This window comes from Streptomyces sp. NPDC004134, assembly GCF_042874195.1.
GTDB lineage: Bacteria > Actinomycetota > Actinomycetes > Streptomycetales > Streptomycetaceae > Streptomyces.
On sequence record NZ_JBIAMS010000001.1, the window covers coordinates 485,585 to 501,934 of the forward strand.

Consider the following 16,350-nt stretch of genomic DNA (forward strand, 5'->3'; position numbering starts at 1 on the left):
GTACGGGCAGGCGTTCTGCCCGTACGGGCCAGTGAACACCAGAAACGGGCCGGACCCGGTGCCCGATGGGCGTTCCGGATCCGACCCGTTGCATGGCCGTGACAGATGATGCGCGCTTGTCGAACGGGCGGCGCCCGTCAGACCGCGGTGTCCTCCGACAGGAGGTTGCGCACGCGGGCGGGGTCCACCGGGATGCCGGGGCCCATCGTCGTGGTGATCGTGGCCTTCTTGATGTAACGGCCCTTGGCGGCCGACGGCTTGAGCCGCAGCACCTCCTCCAGCGCCGCACCGTAGTTCTCCACCAGCTTCTGCTCGTCGAACGAGGTCTTGCCGATGATGAAGTGCAGGTTGGAGTGCTTGTCGGTGCGGAACTCGATCTTGCCGCCCTTGATCTCGGTGACGGCCTTCGCCACGTCGGGCGTGACCGTGCCGGTCTTCGGGTTCGGCATCAGACCGCGCGGGCCGAGGAACCGGCCGAGGCGGCCGACCTTGCCCATGAGGTCCGGGGTGGCGACGACCGCGTCGAAGTCGAGGCGGCCCTTCTGCACCTCCTCGATGAGCTCGTCGGCGCCGACGATGTCGGCGCCCGCGGCCTCCGCGGCCGCTGCACGGTCACCGGTCGCGAAGACCAGGACCCGGGCGGTCTTGCCGGTGCCGTGCGGGAGGTTCACGGTGCCGCGGACCATCTGGTCGGCCTTGCGCGGGTCGATGCCCAGGCGCATGGCGACCTCGACGGTGCCGTCGAACTTCGTCGTGGACGTCTCCTTGGCGAGGCGGACGGCCTCGAGGGGTGCGTACTGCCGCGTGCGGTCGACCTTGGCGTCGCCGCCGCGGAGTGCCTTGCTGCGCTTCACTGCTGCTCCTGATGTGTCGGTACGGAGTCGTGGTCCGGGCCGGCGCACGGCCCTGCCACAGGGTGCTGCGGGTGGCGCGGGCCGCTCAGCCCTCGACCGTGACGCCCATGGAGCGGGCCGTGCCGGCGATGATCTTCTCGGCGGCGTCCAGGTCGTTGGCGTTGAGGTCGGCCATCTTGGTGGTGGCGATCTCGCGGACCTGGTCGCGGGTGATCTTCGCGACCTTGGTCTTGTGCGGCTCGCCGGAGCCCTTCTCGACGCCCGCGGCCTTGAGGATCATCTTCGCGGCCGGCGGCGTCTTGGTGATGAAGGTGAACGAGCGGTCCTCGTAGACCGTGATCTCCACCGGGATGACCCAGCCGCGCTGCGACTCGGTCGCGGCGTTGTACGCCTTGCAGAACTCCATGATGTTCACGCCGTGCTGGCCCAGCGCGGGGCCGACCGGCGGGGCCGGGTTCGCGGCACCGGCCTGGATCTGGAGCTTGATCAGCCCCGTGACCTTCTTCTTCTTGGGAGGCATGTCTCTCCGGGTCCTTGAATGAGAGGTTTTGCGCCTCGATCCGGTGATTGCCAGATCGTCCGGATGGAGGCATACCGCACCACGATAGCCGTATCGGGTACGGGTCCTGAAACCGAGCAGGTCAGAGCGGCTGTGAAGCCCTCTGACCTGGTCGGAAGCGTGGCGGGCGGGGCGCCCTCAGTCGTTCTTCTGGATCTGGTCGAAGCTCAGCTCGACCGGGGTCTCCCGGCCGAAGATCTCCACCAGGCCCTTGACCTTCTTCGAGTCGGCGTTGATCTCGTTGATCGTCGCCTGCAGGGTCGCGAACGGGCCGTCGGTGACGGTGACCGAGTCGCCCACGGCGAAGTCGAGCACCTGCACCTCGACCTTGCGGGACGGCGCCGGCTTGCCCTCGGCCTCCGCGGCCTCGCGGGCGGCCTTCTCCTCGGCCTCCGGGGCGAGCATACGGACGATCTCGTCGAGCGTCAGCGGGTACGGGTCGTAGGCGTTGCCGACGAAGCCGGTGACGCCCGGGGTGTTGCGCACGACACCCCACGACTCGTTCGTCAGGTCCATCCGCACCAGGACGTAGCCCGGGAGCTTGTTCTGCCGGACGTTCCTGCGCTCGCCGTTCTTGATCTGGACGACTTCTTCCTCGGGCACCTCGGCCTGGTAGATGAAGTCCTCGACGTTCAGGGAGACGGCGCGCTGTTCGAGGTTGGCCTTGACCCGCTTCTCGTAGCCCGCGTAGGTGTGGATCACGTACCACTCGCCGGGCAGGCCGCGCAGGTCCTGGCGCAGTGCCTCGACCGGGTCGACGGCCTCCTCGGCCGGCTCGGCGGCTTCGCCGGTCTCGTCCTCGTCGGGCTTCTCGTCCGCCTCCGCGGCGGCCTCGTCGCCGTCCGTCCCGTCGCCGGCCCCGGTGTCGTCCGCCTCGTCCGCGGCCTCGTCGGCCGCGCTCTCGGCGCCGTCCTCGGCCTGCCCGGCCTCTTCGGCGTCGCCGGCCCGCTCGTCCGCGGCTTCCTCGGCGTCTTCGCGTCCGGCCTCCACCGCCGCCGTCTCGGCCGCCTCCACCCGCTCGGCAGGCTCAGCGCCGGCGACCTCGTCGGTCGCGACTGCGTCGTTCAGGTTCGGGTCAGACACGGTAGCTGCTTCTTCCTGGCTCAAAAGGGGATGTGCACATGCAGTCGCCTACCTTACGTACCTTACGGGGCGGCGTACGCGAATCGGTCAGCCGAAGACGTACTGCATGAGTTCGGTGAACCCGAAGTCGATCACCGTCACGATGCCGATCATGACCACCACGAAGATGATCACGACGGTCGTGTACGTCGTGAGCTGGTTCCGCGTCGGCCAGACGACCTTGCGCAGCTCCGCGACGATCTGGCGGTAGAAGAGCGCCAGGCGGGCGAACGGGCCCTTCCGGCCGCGCTTGCCGCCGCGGCGAGCGGGTCGCGCGTCGCCTTCGGGGCGGTCAGGCGTCGCGGTGGAGGCTTCCGTCACTCGTCCCTCACCTGGATCCCGGTTCGTTGACCTGCCGCGCCCGGTGGTGCAGCACGGCGGGGCTGCTGTGAACTGCGTACGCACCCCCAGAAGGAGATGCGCGTAGCAGGGCCGGAGGGACTTGAACCCCCAACCGCTGGTTTTGGAGACCAGTGCTCTACCAATTGAGCTACGACCCTTTGTGTCATCCCAACCTAACGCATTCTTGCAGGGGCTTCACGAGCGCGTGCAAGATCTGCACCAGGGCTGGCACGGTGGTTGAGTGTACGGGTTTCACGCCCTGCCGTCGAACGAGTACGCCGCGCGCCCCGCGTACGAGCCGTGCAACCCACGTGCCCGGCCCCCCGCCCGTCTGGAACGATGGGCGTCATGACCGCTGCAAACACCGCGTCCCAGTCCCCGACCGAACGACGGGTGTCGGCCCGCGTCGGCGCCATCTCCGAGTCCGCGACGCTCGCCGTGGACGCCAAGGCCAAGGCCCTGAAGGCGGCCGGCCGGCCGGTGATCGGCTTCGGCGCAGGCGAGCCCGACTTCCCGACGCCCGACTACATCGTCGAGGCCGCGATCGCAGCGTGCACCAACCCGACGTACCACCGGTACACGCCCGCGGGCGGGCTGCCCGAGCTGAAGGCCGCCATCGCCGCGAAGACCGCGCGCGACTCCGGGTACGAGGTGGAACCGGCCCAGGTGCTCGTCACCAACGGCGGGAAGCAGGCGATCTACGAGTCGTTCGCGGCCCTGCTCGACCCGGGCGACGAGGTCATCGTCCCGACGCCGTACTGGACCACCTACCCCGAGTCGATCCGGCTGGCCGGCGGCGTGCCCGTCGACGTCGTCGCCGACGAGACCACGGGCTACCGGGTCTCCGTCGAGCAGCTCGAAGCCGCGCGCACCCCGCGCTCGAAGGTGCTGCTGTTCGTCTCCCCGTCCAACCCGACCGGCGCGGTCTACTCGCGCGAGCAGGTCGAGGAGATCGGCCGCTGGGCCGCGGAGCACGGGCTGTGGGTGCTGACCGACGAGATCTACGAGCACCTGGTGTACGGGACCGCCGAGTTCCACTCGCTGCCGGTGGTGGTGCCGGAGCTGCGCGACAAGTGCGTCGTCGTCAACGGCGTGGCCAAGACGTACGCGATGACCGGCTGGCGGGTCGGCTGGGCCATCGGCCCGAAGGACGTGATCAAGGCCGCGGCGAACCTGCAGTCGCACGCCACGTCCAACGTCTCCAACGTCGCGCAGGCCGCCGCGCTGGCGGCCGTCTCGGGCGACCTGGACGCGGTGGCGAAGATGCGCGAGGCGTTCGACCGGCGGCGGCGCACGATCGTGCGGATGCTGAACGAGATCGAGGGCGTGGATTGCCCGGAGCCGGAGGGCGCGTTCTACGCGTACCCGTCGGTGAAGGGGCTGCTCGGCAAGGAGATCCGCGGCCGGCGGCCGGCGAACTCGGTGGAGCTGGCCGAGGTGATCCTGGAGGAGGCCGAGGTGGCCGTGGTCCCGGGTGAGGCGTTCGGGACGCCGGGGTACCTGCGGCTGTCGTACGCGCTGGGGGACGAGGACCTGGTCGAGGGCGTCTCGCGGATGCAGAAGCTGCTGGCGGAGGCGGAGTAGCCGGGCACGTGGAGCAGGCGGGGCTTGCCCGGACACCAGTCCGGGCAAGCCCTCGTTCGTAGGTGCCGGTGTCGCCACCCCCCGCCGATGCGGCAAGATCTCTCCATGGAGCACGACCACCGCCCCGCCGCGCGAGACGTACGCCGCCTGCCGAAGGCACATCTCCACCTGCACTTCACCGGCTCCATGCGCTCCGCCACGCTCATCGAGCTGGCCGAGAAGTACGGCGTGCACCTGCCCGAGGCGCTGAGCAGCGGCGAGCCGCCCAGGCTGCGCGCGACCGACGAGCGCGGCTGGTTCCGCTTCCAGCGGCTGTACGACCTGGCCCGCTCCTGTCTGCGTACGCCCGAGGACATCCAGCGGCTGGTGCGCGAGGCCGCGGAAGAGGACCTCGCGGACGGCTCGGGGTGGCTGGAGATCCAGGTCGACCCCACCTCGTACGCGCCCCGCCTCGGCGGGCTCATCCCGGCGCTGGAGATCATCCTCGACGCGGTCGAGACCACGGCCAGGGACACCGGCCTCGGGATGCGCGTGCTGGTCGCCGCGAACCGGATGAAGCACCCGCTCGACGCCCGTACCCTCGCCCGGCTCGCCGTGCGCTACGCGGACCGCGGCGTCGTCGGCTTCGGGCTCTCCAACGACGAGCGCCGCGGCTTCGCCCGCGACTTCGACCGGGCCTTCGCCATCGCCCGCGACGGCGGCCTGCTGGCCGCCCCGCACGGCGGCGAGCTGGCGGGTCCGACGAGCGTCCGCGACTGCCTGGACGACCTGGACGCGGGCCGCATCGGGCACGGCATCCGCGCCGCCGAGGACCCGCGGCTGCTGTCGCGGCTCGCGGCGGCGGGGGTGACGTGCGAGGTGTGCCCGTCGTCGAACGTCGCCCTGGGGGTCTACGAGCGGCCGGAGGACGTGCCGCTGCGGGCGCTGTGGGACGCCGGGGTGCCGATGGCGCTGGGAGCGGACGACCCGCTCCTCTTCGGCTCCCGGCTGGCGGCGCAGTACGAACTGGCGCGGACGTACCACGGGTTCACGGACGAGGAGTTGGCGGAGCTGGCGCGGCAGTCGGTACGGGCCTCGGTGGCGCCGGAGGACGTGCGGCGGGGGCTGCTGGCGCGGGTGGACGACTGGCTGTCGGGAGAGCCTGAGGCCGGCCGTCAGGCGGCGGGCGGGGGCGCCGCGGGCGGGGCTGCCGGAGGCGCGGCCGCCGCGGGCGGCGGGGCGAGCGCGGCCCAGAGCGTACGGGACAGCGCCGCGGCGAAGTCGTCCGCCGGCTGAACCGCCGCGGGCCCGCCGAAGGCCACGAAGAACGCCCGCTGGAAGCACGCGCCGATCAGCATCCCGGCCGCGGCCCGCGGGTCCGCGTCGGCGCGGATCCGGCCGCGCTCGCGCTCCCGCACCAGGTAGTCGGTGAGCGCGTCGCCGGCCTCGTACGGCCCCTTGCGCCCGACCGCGGCGAGCCCTTCCGCGAACCGCGCGAGCAGCCCCGGCTCCGCGAGCAGCGCGCCCACCATCGGCAGCATCTCCTCGTAGAACTCCGCGGCCTTGCGCGCGACGGCCGTCAGGCACTCCTCGACGCCGCGCCCGCCCGGGTCGTCGGTCAGCTCGGTGAACAGCGCGGTCAGGCGGGGCAGCCGCTCGATGAGGACGCGGAGGAAGATGTCCTCCTTGTTGACGAAGTGCTTGTAGAGCAGCGCCTCCGAGCAGCCCGCCTCGCGCGCGATCTCCTTGGTGGTCGCGTGCACGAACCCGGCGGTGCGGATGAGCCGCTCCGCGGCGTCGACGATGCGCTCGGGAGCCGGCCTTGACGGGGAGGTGGGCATTCACTCACCCTAACAGGGGGTGGGTGAGCACCCACTTACGGGAGGGACCATGAAGCTCACGGTCTTGGGCGCGTCCGGCGGGACCGGCCGGGAGGTGGTCCGGCAGGCCCTCGCCGCCGGGCACGAGGTGACAGCAGTGGTGCGCAAGGGGGCGCGGAGCCTGGCCGCGGTGGCGGGCGCGGACCCCGGGGACGGCGCGGCAGCGGGCGGGAAGGGCCGTAGCGGCGCGGCGGACGGCTCGCGGCGGGGCGGACAGGGCGGCGGGCGCGGGCGGTTGACGGTGATGACCGTCGAGGACCTGACGAACCCCGCGGCTCTGGGCCCCGTCGTCAGGGGCCGCGACGCGCTGCTGTTCTGCCCGGGGCTGCCGGGCGGCGGCCGGCCCACGGGCCGCCTCGGCGCCGCCGCGCACGCGCTGGTACGGGCCGCGCGGGCGGCCGGCGTACGGCGGCTGCTGGTCGTCAGCACGGCGCCGGTCGGGCCGCTGCCGCCGGACGAGGGGGTGCTGGGGCGGGCGGTGTCGCCGGTGCTGCGGACGGTGTTCAAGGACGTGTACGCGGAGGCCGCCGCGATGGAGTCGGAGCTGGCGCACAGCGGTCTCGACTGGACGGTGCTGCGGCCGGGCAAGCTGACGAACCGGCGCGGCAAGGGGCGTTACCGGCGCCGGGTCGGCGGCAACGTGCCCGGTACGGGGACGCTGGCGCGGGCGGACCTGGCGCGGGCGGTGCTCGACCTGGTGGACGACCCCGCGGTGCGGGGGCGGACGGTGGGGCTGGGGTCGGCGCGGGGGTGAGGTCCCGTACGGCGGCCGCGGGCCGACGCCGGCGGCCGGCCTCGGGGTGCCCTCGAACCTCCGCTACAGGCGGCGCCCGACCGTCGGCTACAGGCTGACGCCGATCGTCACCGGCTCGTTGACCAGCGTGACGCCGAAGGCGTCCCGTACGCCGTCGCGCACCTCGCGGGCGAGCGCGAGCAGGTCCTCGGTGGTCGCCGAGCCGCGGTTGGTCAGGGCCAGGGTGTGCTTGCTGGAGATGCGGGCCGGGCCCGTGCCGTAGCCGCGGGTGAAGCCGGCGCGGTCGATGAGCCAGGCCGCGGACGTCTTCGTCAGCCCCTCCCCCGCCGGGAACGCCGGCGGGCGCGCGTCGGGGCCGAGGCGGTCGGCGACGCGGCCGAGGAAGGCGGCGTGCGCCTGCTCGTCGAGGATCGGGTTGGTGAAGAAGGAGCCGGCCGACCACGTGTCGTGGTCCTCCGGGTCGAGCACCATGCCCTTGCCCGCGCGCAGCTTCAGCACCGCGTCGCGCGCCTGGGCGGCCGGCACCCGCCCGCCGGGCGCGACGCCGAGCATGCGCGCCGTCTCCCCGTACCGGATGGGCGCGGAGAGCCCGCCCTCGTCGGCGAGCCGGAAGCGGACGCGGAGCACCACGAAGCGGTCGGGGTCGGCCTTGAAGCGGCTGTGCCGGTACGAGAAGCCGCAGTCGGCGCCGGGGACGGTGACGGTCTCGCCGGTGGTGCGGTCGTACGCGACGACCTCGGTGATCGTCTCCGCGACCTCCTGGCCGTACGCGCCGACGTTCTGGATCGGCGTCGCCCCGGCCGAGCCGGGGATGCCGGCCAGGCACTCGACGCCGGCGAGTCCGGCGTCGACGGTGCGGGCGACGGCGTCGGACCAGTTCTCGCCCGCGGCCAGTTCGAGCGCGGTGCCGTCGAGGGCGAAGCCGGTGGTGGCGATGCGCAGCGCGGTGCCGGGGAAGCCGGCGTCGGAGACGACGAGGTTGCTGCCGCCGCCGACGATCAGCAGCGGCGTCCCGGCCTCGTCGGCCGCGCGCACGGCGTCGACCACCTCGGCGTCGGTCGTGGCGGTGACGAGCCGGGCGGCGGGGCCGCCGAGGCGGAGGGTGGTCAGCGGGGCGAGGGGGGCGTCGTGGCGTACCTGCACGGGGCCAAGGTTACGGGCCGGGGGTGACAGCGCCCGTAGGCGGTGCCGGGAGGCCGAGGGCGGGAAGCAGCTCGCGCTCCTCGTACGCGAAGTGGGCGTCGAGGCGGCCGGCGAGGGCGTGCAGCTCGGCGAGGGCGGGGGCGGCGGCCCGGGCGGCAGCCCCTTGCGGCACCGCGGCGGCCAGGTCGCGTACGCGCTCCAGCATCGCGGTGACCTCGTGGTGCTCCTCGCGGATGCGGGCGACGGCGGGCGCGAGGTGGGGGAACTGCCGCTCCATGGCGCCGAGGGCGCCGTCCTCCGCGCCGTGGTGCTCTTCGAGGGACCCGCAGTAGGCCAGGCAGTGGCGGCGGAGGTCGCGGAGGACGGGGTCCCCTTCCGTGTCCGCGGGTGCCCCTTCGGCGGCGGCCAGCACTCCTGCCAGCTCGCGGCGCAGCTCTTCGTGCGCCTTGAGAAGTTGCTCCCCGGCGGCCAGGCGGCGCCGCGGGTCGGCGAAGGGGTTGGCGTCCGGGGAAGGGGCGGGGTGCAGGGAGACGACGGGGATGGTGCGTGCGGTGCCGCGCTCGTACGCGGCGAAGGCCGGGTCCAGTCCGGCCTGCACCGCGTACATCCGGTCGCGCTCCGCGGCGGGCAGCGGGACCGCGTCGGCCTCGTACGCCGTCGTGCCGCCGGGGGCGTCGGCGTCGCGGATCTCGACGGTGACGCGGGGGTGGGCGAGGAGGTTGTGGTACCAGGCGGGGTGGTGGTCTGCGCCGCCGTTGGAGCCGAAGACGAGCAGGCGGGCGCCGTCGCGGAGGTAGACGACGGGGTTGGTGCGCCGGGTGCCGCTGCGGGCGCCGGTGGTGGTGAGCAGCACGAGGGGCGCGCCCTCGAACATGCCGCCGACGCGGCCGCCGTTCGCCCGGAACTCCTCGATGACCCGCCGGTTGAACTCCGCCGGGCCGGGCTGCTGCTGTTCGGTCGTCACGGGGATCGCCTCTCGCGCTCGCGGGTAGCATCGCGCTCACGCCGCAGAAGATTTTGCTTTGAAAGCAAAGTTTCTTTGAGTGCAAAGCTAAAGAGGGGAGCGCCGCGGTGTCAACCGCCGGTTCTGACGTCGACGACGCCATCCGTACGCTGCTGCTGCTCATGCCGCGCATGGTCGGGCGCGCGAAACGGCTGCGGGTCCCGGAGGAGCTGCACTCCCTCGCCCTCGCCCCGCGCCACCTCTCCCTCCTCGCCTACCTGCTCTTCGACGGCGAGTCGAGCGTCAACGAGCTGGCCCAGCGGCTGGAGGTGGCCCCGACGACCGTGAGCCTCATGGTCGGCGAGCTGAGCCGCAAGGGTGTCCTGGAGCGGCGCGAGGACCCGGCGGACCGGCGGCGGAAGCTGGTCAGCATCACGGCGGAGCGCCGCCCGGCGATCGACGGGTGGCTGGGGCGGAGCGCGGCGGCGTGGCGGGTGGCGCTGGGACCGCTGACGGCGGCCGAGCGGCGGACGTTCGTGGAGACGCTGACGGCGTACGAGCGGCACCTGGGCGGCGGCGACCCGGCATAGGGCCGGACGCCCCGGCGGTACGGGCTACGCGCCCCCGCGCGGCGCCCTATGCCGGCCGCGGCCGGCGGTCACGGCCCGTACGGCGAAGAACAGCACCACCCCGAGGGCCACGACGCCCAGGACCACCTTGGAGTACACCCCGACCAGGTCGCTGATCTCGTGCCAGCGCGAGCCCAGCCAGTAGCCGGCGAGCACGAACACGGTGTTCCACAGCGCGCTGCCCGCGGCCGTGAGGCCGAGGAAGACCGGCACCCGCATCCGCTCGACGCCCGCGGGCACCGATATGAGGCTGCGGAAGATCGGGATCATGCGGCCGAAGAAGACCGCCTTGGTGCCGTGCCGGAGGAACCACGCCTCCGTACGCTCGATGTCGCGCACCTTGAGCAGCGGCAGCTTCGCCGCCAGCGCCACGGTCCGCTCGCGGCCGAGGAGCGCGCCGACCCAGTACAGCGCGAGGGCGCCGACGACCGAGCCGATGGTGGTCCAGACGAGGACCGCCGCCAGGTTCAACCCGCCCTGGCTGGCCGTGAATCCGGCGAGCGGGAGGATGACCTCGCTGGGCAGGGGCGGGAAGAGGTTCTCCAGCGCGATGGCCAGTCCGGCCCCCGGCGCCCCGAGATCCTCCATGAGCCCGGCGGCCCACCCCGCGACGCCACCACTGGGCGCCTCTCCCGCAGCGATTCCGATCATGGCGATGACGTTACGTGGCCGGTCCGACAACCGGAATCCGGGGTCCCACCCAAGCCCGTACGGAAAACCACACCCCCCGGCTGCGCCCGGCCGCACCCCGGACCATCGTGAGGAAAGCCGCAGTGCGCCCCTCCCCCGCCCGCGGTTAGCGTGACGGCATCATGCGTCCGATCCTGCTCCGCCGCCTGCGCACCGCGGCCGGGGTCCTCACCGGCGGTCTCACCGCCCTCGTCGAGCTGCCGCTGGTCGCCCTGTGCGGGCTGTGGCTCCTCGCCGCCTGGCCGTGGCAGGCCGCCGCCGGCGGCGCCCCGCGCGCGACGCGGCTGCCGTACGCGGCCGCGGCCCGGCTGGCAACGGCGGAGCGCACGCGCATGACGTACTTCTACGGCAGCGAACTCGCCCCGCCCCGCGCCACCCCCCGCGCGCTGCAGTACCTCGCGCTGCGCTGGGGCGTCGGAGCGCTCGGCGGCGCGGTGCTCTTGACGGCGCTGATCGGCGCGTTGTACGGCTCGACGCTGTTGTGGATCTGGTTCGTCGCGCGGGACGCCAACCCCTTCGTCATGCTCGCCTCCGGCCTCGGCGGCCTGTTCCTCCTCTTCCTCTCCGTCCAGGGCGTCGAAAGCGTCGCCGCGCTCGACAACCACCTCGCCCACCGCTTCCTCGGCCCCAGCCCTGCCGACCTCCTCCAGCGCCGCATCGGCGAACTCGCCGCCACCCGCGCCGGGATCGTGGCCGCCGTAGACGACGAGCGCCGCCGCATCGAACGCGACCTCCACGACGGCGTGCAGCAGCGCCTCGTCGTGCTCGGCCTCCTCCTGGGCCGCGCCCGGCGCACCGGGGCCGCCGACCCGGACAAGGCACGGGAACTGCTCCGCCAGGCCCACGAACAGTCCCAACTCGCGCTCACCGACCTGCGCGAGGTCGCCTGGCACGTCTACCCGGCGGCGCTGGACGACACCGGCCTGCGGGCGGCGCTGGAGGCGCTGGCGGAGCGCTCGGAGCTGCCCGTACGGATCGACTACGCGCTCGCGGACCCGCTGCCGGACGCGGTGCGTACGGTCGCGTACTTCACCGTCTCCGAGGCCGTCACGAACGCGATCAAGCACTCGTCCGCCACGCTCGTGACCGTCCGGCTGACACGGGATGCGACCATGGCGCGCGTGAGCATCGAGGACGACGGCACGGGCGGCGCGGACCCCGCCGGCGGCGGCCTGCTGGGCCTCGCCCGCCGCGTCGCCGCCCTCGACGGCAGGCTCGCCGTCTCCAGCCCGCCCGGCGGGCCCACCACCGTCACCGCGGAGCTGCCGTGCGCGTAGTGCTGGCCGACGACTCGACACTCCTCCGCGAGGGCCTCGCCCGCCTCCTCGCCGACGAGGGCCACGAGATCACCGCCGCCGTCGGCGACGCCCCGGCCCTGGTCGCGGCCGTCGCCGCCGACCCGCCGGACGTCGCCGTCGTCGACGTCCGCATGCCCCCGGGCCACTCCGACGACGGCCTGCGGGCGGCGCTGGAGATCCGCGAACGGTGGCCGCAGACGGGGGTGCTGGTGCTGTCGCAGTACGTGGAGCGGCGCTACGCGGCCGAGTTGGTCACCGGCAGCACGGGCGGCGTCGGCTACCTGCTGAAGGACCGCGTGGTCCAGGTCGACGAGTTCCTCGACGCCCTCGACCGCGTGGCCGCGGGCGGTACGGCCCTCGACCCCGAGGTCGTCCGCCGCCTCCTGACCCACAGCACCCGCACGGACCCCCTGGACCGCCTGACCCCGCGCGAACGCGAGGTCCTGGACCGCATGGCCCAGGGCCACACCAACGCCACGATCGCCACGCGCCTGCACATCTCGCAGAGCGCGGTGGAGAAGCACGTCAACGCGATCTTCGACAAGCTCGACCTGGGCCACACGCAGGGCTACAGCCGCCGGGTGCTGGCGATCCTGCGCTACCTGGAGCCGTGAGCCCGGGCGCGTAGGGGGCACCTCCGTCCCCGCCGCCGTCCCCGCCGTCCGTCCCCGCCGTCCCCGCCGTCGCCTTCGTACGGGCCCGGCACGCCGGGCGGAACACCTGCCGCCGTGCGACGCTGCCGCTGGGGAGGTGGCGGCATACGGGCCGGACGTACGGAGGCGACATGGGCCCTGGCGGGCAGGAGACACCGCGGCACGGCGCGGAAGGCGGACCGGTGCTGCGCCGCAGGACCCTGCTGAAGGCGGGTGCCGGACTCGTTCCCGCGATCGCCGGCGCCTGCGACGCCCCCGCCGCCGGCGAGGGCGGCGCGGCGGCCGCGCACCGGCCGGAGGACGAACGGGACCGGTCGGGGACCTCCGACTGGCGTATCCGCTCGCAGGGTCCCGCGGCGGCCGTCGCCGCGTATGCCGACCGGGTGAGCGTGCGGCCGGGCGAGGAGTGCGGCCTGTACGTCTCGACGACCGCGCCGGCCTTCAAGGTGTCGGCCTTCCGCATCGGCTGGTACGGCGGGGCGGGAGCGCGGCTGGTGTGGTCGTCCGGGCGGGTGCGGGGGCGGGCCCAGTCCGGGCCCCGGCTGGTGTCCGGCACCCGTACGATCCGGGCGGACTGGCGGCGCACGATGAGCCTCGACACGGAGGGCTGGCCGGAGGGTGCGTACCTGCTGCGGCTCGACACCCGGGACGGCCACCAGCGCTACGTCCCGCTGGTCGTGCGCTCGGAGCAGGGCGAGGGCCGGACGGTGCTGATGCACGCGCCCGCGACCTGGCAGGCGTACAACCGGTGGGGCGGCTACAACCTCTACGAGGGCCACTCCGGTTCGTACGAGAAGCGGTCCCTGGCCGTGAGCTACGACCGGCCCTACGACCGTGACGGCGCGGAGAAGTTCATGGTGTACGAGCGGCCGCTGGTGGTCCTCGCCGAACGGCTCGGCATCCGGCTGGCGTACACGACCGGGAACGACGTGCACCGCGACCCGCGGGTGCTGCGTGGGGCCGCCGCGGTCGTCTCCCTGGGCCACGACGAGTACTGGACCCCGCGGCAGCGCCGGCACCTCACCGAGGCCCGCGACGCCGGCACCAACGTGGCCTTCCTGGGCGCCAACACCTGCTACCGCCGCGTCCGCTTCGAAGAGGACAAGGTGGTCTGTTACAAGTCCTCTTTCAAAGACGACCCCTTCTACGGCACCCGCCCCGCCGCGGTGACGGCGGACTTCCGCCAGGACCCGGAGCCCGACCCGGAGTCCACGCTGACGGGCGTGCTCTACGAGGGCTACCCGACGGACGCCCCGTACGTCGTCCACACCCCGGGCCACTGGCTGTACGAGGGAACGGGCGTACGCCGCGGCGACGGCTTCGACCACCTGGTCGGCGTCGAGTACGACCGCGTCACCCCGGAGTCGCCGCACCCACGGGACATCGAGATCACCGCCCATTCCCCGCTGGTGTGCAACGGCCGCCGCAGCAGCAGCGATTCGGCGTACTACACCGTGCCGGGCGGCGCGGGCGTGTTCGCGACCGGCACCATGCGCTGGGTGGAGGCCCTGACGGCCAGGACCCGGCACGCGGGCCGCGTACACGGCATGGACGCCCGCACCCGCACCTTCGTCACCCGCACCACGGAGAACCTCCTGCACGCCTTCGCCGAGGGCCCCGCCGCCCGCCACCGGCCGAAGCCGAACCCGAACGTGAAGGAGATGTACGAGAAGGGAAGACTGCGGGACCCCCGCAAACTGCTGCGGCCCGGGTTCCGGGGCGTAGAAGTGCGGGACGCCCGTACCTGACGGCACGGGAGGGAGCCGTCAGATCCCGGAAGCCACCAGGTTCGGCTCGCCCGCCACCGCCAGGCGCCGGTGCCTGCCCTCGCCGAACAGCTCGCCGATCGCCATCCCGGGAAACTCGATGGGCTCGGTGCGCCCCTGCAGCGCCACCCGCACGCGCCACTCCTCCCCGCGATGCTCCACGAGCACGTCCGCCCACCGGCGCGAGGGGACCACCACTCCGCGGAGCGCCGGGCCACCCTCGGGGCCGTACTCCCGGAATGCCTGGACGGCCGGGAGCTCGGCGAGCAGCCACGCCAGATGCGCCCACGCCGGGGAGGCGGGCAGCGGCGCCCACTCCGTCCCGGCCCGCTCACGGTCATCGGCGGGCACGGCACCGGCCTCGCCGGCCAGGACCAGGGGATCCGGCTCGGGCGCCTTGCGGAAGGTGAACGTCTGGCCGACGGCGTCCAGGCGCGTCAGCTCGATGCCGAGCGGACCGCCCTTGAACGCCATGTCCGAGACCTGCTGGAAGAAGACCGCCACACCCTGATCGAGCGCATCCAGCCTCCCGCCGTCGTCCTCCGGCGGGCCCAGCGGCCGGTACGAGCCGAGGTACCCGATCCGGCTCTTGCCCATATCCCTCTCCCTCCGCAGGCGGCGAGCCCGAAGTGACCCGAAGTGAAGCGTATCGGCGTCCGAGACGGGGCCGTCGAAGACCATGCGCGGCGATCGCTGGGGAAGCGGGCTGCCCCGGCATGTGATCGGGCGTGGACGAGGTTTGCGGCCCGTCGGCCGCGGTGGGATCGTGGTCCGCTCGGTCGAGTATGGAATGGGGGGCGCTGATGCGTACGACGAGGTGGATCGCCTGCGTGGCGGTGGCGGGGGCGTTACTGGCGGGTTGCTCGGACTCCGGGGAGGACGAGGGGAAGCCCGGGGCGAAGGAGGGCAAGCGCACCGGCCCGTCGCCGAGTGCCGAAGCGACGCCGCCCGGCACCCAGTTGGAGGTGCCGGCGCTGTACGACACGGGGCGCGGCTGGGAGTCGACGGAGGAGGGCACGCAGATGGTGCTCCCCCGGAGCGGCGCCGTGGCGGTGTACTGGGAGCGGCCGGGCGAGAGCGGACCCGACGAGTACGGGTTCACGGTCCTGGACGCCGCGACCGGCGAGAAGCGCTGGAGCAGCGTCCCCGTCAGCCCGCTGGGCAACACGGACCTGCCCGTGATCAGGATGACGGTGGACGGCAAGGAGTATCTGGCCGCCTGGTCGTCCGGCACCACCGATGCCGACGCCGTCAACCGGGGCAAGGAGGTCGTCGCCATCGACATCTTCCCGGCCGACGCGTCGGGCGACGGGGTGAAGCCGGTCCACGTCGAGGTGGCGGGCGCGGGCAAGGTCCGCAACGGCGGCGCAGGACTGCTCGTGTCGGACGACGGCGACACCGTGGTGGCCGTCGACCCGGCGACCGGCGAGACCACCGAGTACGGCGTCGACGACCAGGAGCCGCCGGCCGACTGCCCAGAGTGCGAGAGCAGTTGGGAGGTTCGGGGACTCACGGACAACGGTCTGCTGATGGGCACCAGCATCGACATCGACTACGGCGGCTTCTGGGTCCCTGGCGGCTGGACCGCCGCCGACCTCCGGCCGAAGGGCGTCGACCCGGACGGGTCGCCCATCGCCCAGGTCATCTCCGACGACCTCCTCGTCGTCGACTGGGGCCAGGAGCGGACCTCGGACGCGATCGTGTGGAGCGCCGTCGACAGCGCCTCGGGCAAGACGCTCGCCACGGTCCGCTGCAAGGGAGATTCGACCTCCATAGACGACCACCTGTCGGCCGACGGCCGCTACCTTGCCCACGGAGGCCGCGTGTTCGACCTCGAAGAGGGCACGGGCGTGTGCTACGAGCGCACCGACTCGACCAACGCGGTCGAGTTCCAGAACGTCACCGACGAGGGCGTGGTGTTCGGGTACGCCATCTCGTCGGAGGGCTTCAGCTCGGCGGAGGAGCCGGTGCAACTCGACATGAGGACCGGCGAGATCGAGGAGTTCGACGACGTCAACACCGAGTTCCCCTTCGGCGACACCGCCGGATTCGGCCTGTTCTGGGACGAGGCGTCGAACACGATGGTCGCGTACCCGCACACGAGCTGAACCGCGGCACGGGCCGCCCTGCGGCGGTGCCGGAGGCCGCGACGAC

Annotated in this window: 16 protein-coding genes, 1 tRNA gene and 1 pseudogene; 8 read left to right on the forward strand and 10 right to left on the reverse strand. The window is 73.2% G+C overall.

The features are described from left to right. Positions 1–137: 137 nt before the first annotated feature. The 5 genes from rplA to ACFYVJ_RS02215 form a co-directional block, all read right to left on the reverse strand. Positions 138–854 (reverse strand): 50S ribosomal protein L1, encoded by a 717-nt coding sequence (gene rplA / locus ACFYVJ_RS02195; RefSeq protein ID WP_388885658.1) that lies wholly within the window; start codon positions 852–854, stop codon positions 138–140. An 85-nt stretch (positions 855–939) separates the two neighbouring features. Next, a complete protein-coding gene (gene rplK, locus ACFYVJ_RS02200) occupies positions 940–1,374 on the reverse strand; it encodes a 50S ribosomal protein L11 (RefSeq protein WP_018834878.1) in 435 nt (144 codons plus the stop codon). A 177-nt stretch (positions 1,375–1,551) separates the two neighbouring features. Continuing rightward, complete coding sequence (gene nusG, locus ACFYVJ_RS02205; protein ID WP_388885662.1) at positions 1,552–2,496, reverse strand: transcription termination/antitermination protein NusG; 945 nt, start codon at positions 2,494–2,496, stop codon at positions 1,552–1,554. Positions 2,497–2,583: 87 nt separating this feature from the next. After that, the gene (gene secE, locus ACFYVJ_RS02210; RefSeq protein ID WP_027771083.1) at positions 2,584–2,856 is read right to left on the reverse strand and encodes a preprotein translocase subunit SecE; all 273 of its coding nucleotides are present in this window, start codon (positions 2,854–2,856) and stop codon (positions 2,584–2,586) included. A 106-nt stretch (positions 2,857–2,962) separates the two neighbouring features. Then, a tRNA-Trp gene (locus tag ACFYVJ_RS02215) sits at positions 2,963–3,035 on the reverse strand. A gap of 190 nt (positions 3,036–3,225) precedes the next feature. Here ACFYVJ_RS02215 and ACFYVJ_RS02220 point away from each other — a divergent pair. Next, positions 3,226–4,461: a pyridoxal phosphate-dependent aminotransferase gene (locus ACFYVJ_RS02220; RefSeq protein WP_388885665.1), complete on the forward strand. Its 1,236-nt coding sequence runs from the start codon at positions 3,226–3,228 to the stop codon at positions 4,459–4,461. 105 nt (positions 4,462–4,566) lie between these two features. Continuing rightward, positions 4,567–5,736: an adenosine deaminase gene (locus ACFYVJ_RS02225; protein ID WP_388885668.1), complete on the forward strand. Its 1,170-nt coding sequence runs from the start codon at positions 4,567–4,569 to the stop codon at positions 5,734–5,736. A 380-nt stretch (positions 5,737–6,116) separates the two neighbouring features. On the opposite strand, the pseudogene ACFYVJ_RS02230 reads toward ACFYVJ_RS02225, so the two are convergent. Continuing rightward, positions 6,117–6,281, reverse strand: a pseudogene (locus ACFYVJ_RS02230) (TetR/AcrR family transcriptional regulator); the annotation flags it as partial. 49 nt (positions 6,282–6,330) lie between these two features. Between ACFYVJ_RS02230 and ACFYVJ_RS02235 the strand changes: the two are divergent. Next, positions 6,331–7,074 carry an NAD(P)-dependent oxidoreductase gene (locus ACFYVJ_RS02235; RefSeq protein ID WP_388885670.1) on the forward strand — a complete coding sequence of 248 codons (744 nt, stop codon included), beginning with the start codon at positions 6,331–6,333 and terminating at the stop codon, positions 7,072–7,074. Positions 7,075–7,161: 87 nt separating this feature from the next. Here ACFYVJ_RS02235 and ACFYVJ_RS02240 read toward each other — a convergent pair whose 3' ends face one another. Both ACFYVJ_RS02240 and ACFYVJ_RS02245 read right to left on the reverse strand, forming a co-directional pair. Then, on the reverse strand, positions 7,162–8,217 hold the full coding sequence (locus ACFYVJ_RS02240) for a UDP-N-acetylmuramate dehydrogenase (RefSeq protein WP_388885672.1): 1,056 nt from the start codon (positions 8,215–8,217) through the stop codon (positions 7,162–7,164). Positions 8,218–8,227: 10 nt separating this feature from the next. Next, a complete protein-coding gene (locus tag ACFYVJ_RS02245; RefSeq protein ID WP_388885674.1) occupies positions 8,228–9,181 on the reverse strand; it encodes a nitroreductase/quinone reductase family protein in 954 nt (317 codons plus the stop codon). A gap of 107 nt (positions 9,182–9,288) precedes the next feature. On the opposite strand from ACFYVJ_RS02245, the gene ACFYVJ_RS02250 reads away from it, so the two are divergent. After that, on the forward strand, positions 9,289–9,750 hold the full coding sequence (locus ACFYVJ_RS02250; protein ID WP_388885676.1) for a MarR family winged helix-turn-helix transcriptional regulator: 462 nt from the start codon (positions 9,289–9,291) through the stop codon (positions 9,748–9,750). A gap of 24 nt (positions 9,751–9,774) precedes the next feature. On the opposite strand, the gene ACFYVJ_RS02255 is transcribed toward ACFYVJ_RS02250, so the two are convergent. Beyond that, entirely contained in the window at positions 9,775–10,377 is a 603-nt protein-coding gene (locus ACFYVJ_RS02255; protein WP_388886139.1) for a DedA family protein, read from the reverse strand. Between the two features lie 224 nt (positions 10,378–10,601). On the opposite strand from ACFYVJ_RS02255, the gene ACFYVJ_RS02260 reads away from it, so the two are divergent. From ACFYVJ_RS02260 to ACFYVJ_RS02270, 3 genes are all read left to right on the forward strand, one after another. After that, positions 10,602–11,756 (forward strand): sensor histidine kinase, encoded by a 1,155-nt coding sequence (locus ACFYVJ_RS02260; RefSeq protein ID WP_388885679.1) that lies wholly within the window; start codon positions 10,602–10,604, stop codon positions 11,754–11,756. Continuing rightward, positions 11,756–12,391, forward strand: a complete 636-nt coding sequence (locus tag ACFYVJ_RS02265) for a response regulator (protein WP_388886141.1) — start codon at positions 11,756–11,758, stop codon at positions 12,389–12,391. The genes ACFYVJ_RS02260 and ACFYVJ_RS02265 overlap by 1 nt, the downstream gene beginning before the upstream one ends. 170 nt (positions 12,392–12,561) lie before the next feature. Continuing rightward, positions 12,562–14,178: a N,N-dimethylformamidase beta subunit family domain-containing protein gene (locus tag ACFYVJ_RS02270; RefSeq protein ID WP_388885682.1), complete on the forward strand. Its 1,617-nt coding sequence runs from the start codon at positions 12,562–12,564 to the stop codon at positions 14,176–14,178. A gap of 18 nt (positions 14,179–14,196) precedes the next feature. On the opposite strand, the gene ACFYVJ_RS02275 is transcribed toward ACFYVJ_RS02270, so the two are convergent. After that, a complete protein-coding gene (locus tag ACFYVJ_RS02275; protein ID WP_388885685.1) occupies positions 14,197–14,793 on the reverse strand; it encodes a hypothetical protein in 597 nt (198 codons plus the stop codon). A 206-nt stretch (positions 14,794–14,999) separates the two neighbouring features. On the opposite strand from ACFYVJ_RS02275, the gene ACFYVJ_RS02280 reads away from it, so the two are divergent. Further along, positions 15,000–16,304 carry a hypothetical protein gene (locus tag ACFYVJ_RS02280; RefSeq protein WP_388885688.1) on the forward strand — a complete coding sequence of 435 codons (1,305 nt, stop codon included), beginning with the start codon at positions 15,000–15,002 and terminating at the stop codon, positions 16,302–16,304. Positions 16,305–16,350: the final 46 nt, after the last annotated feature.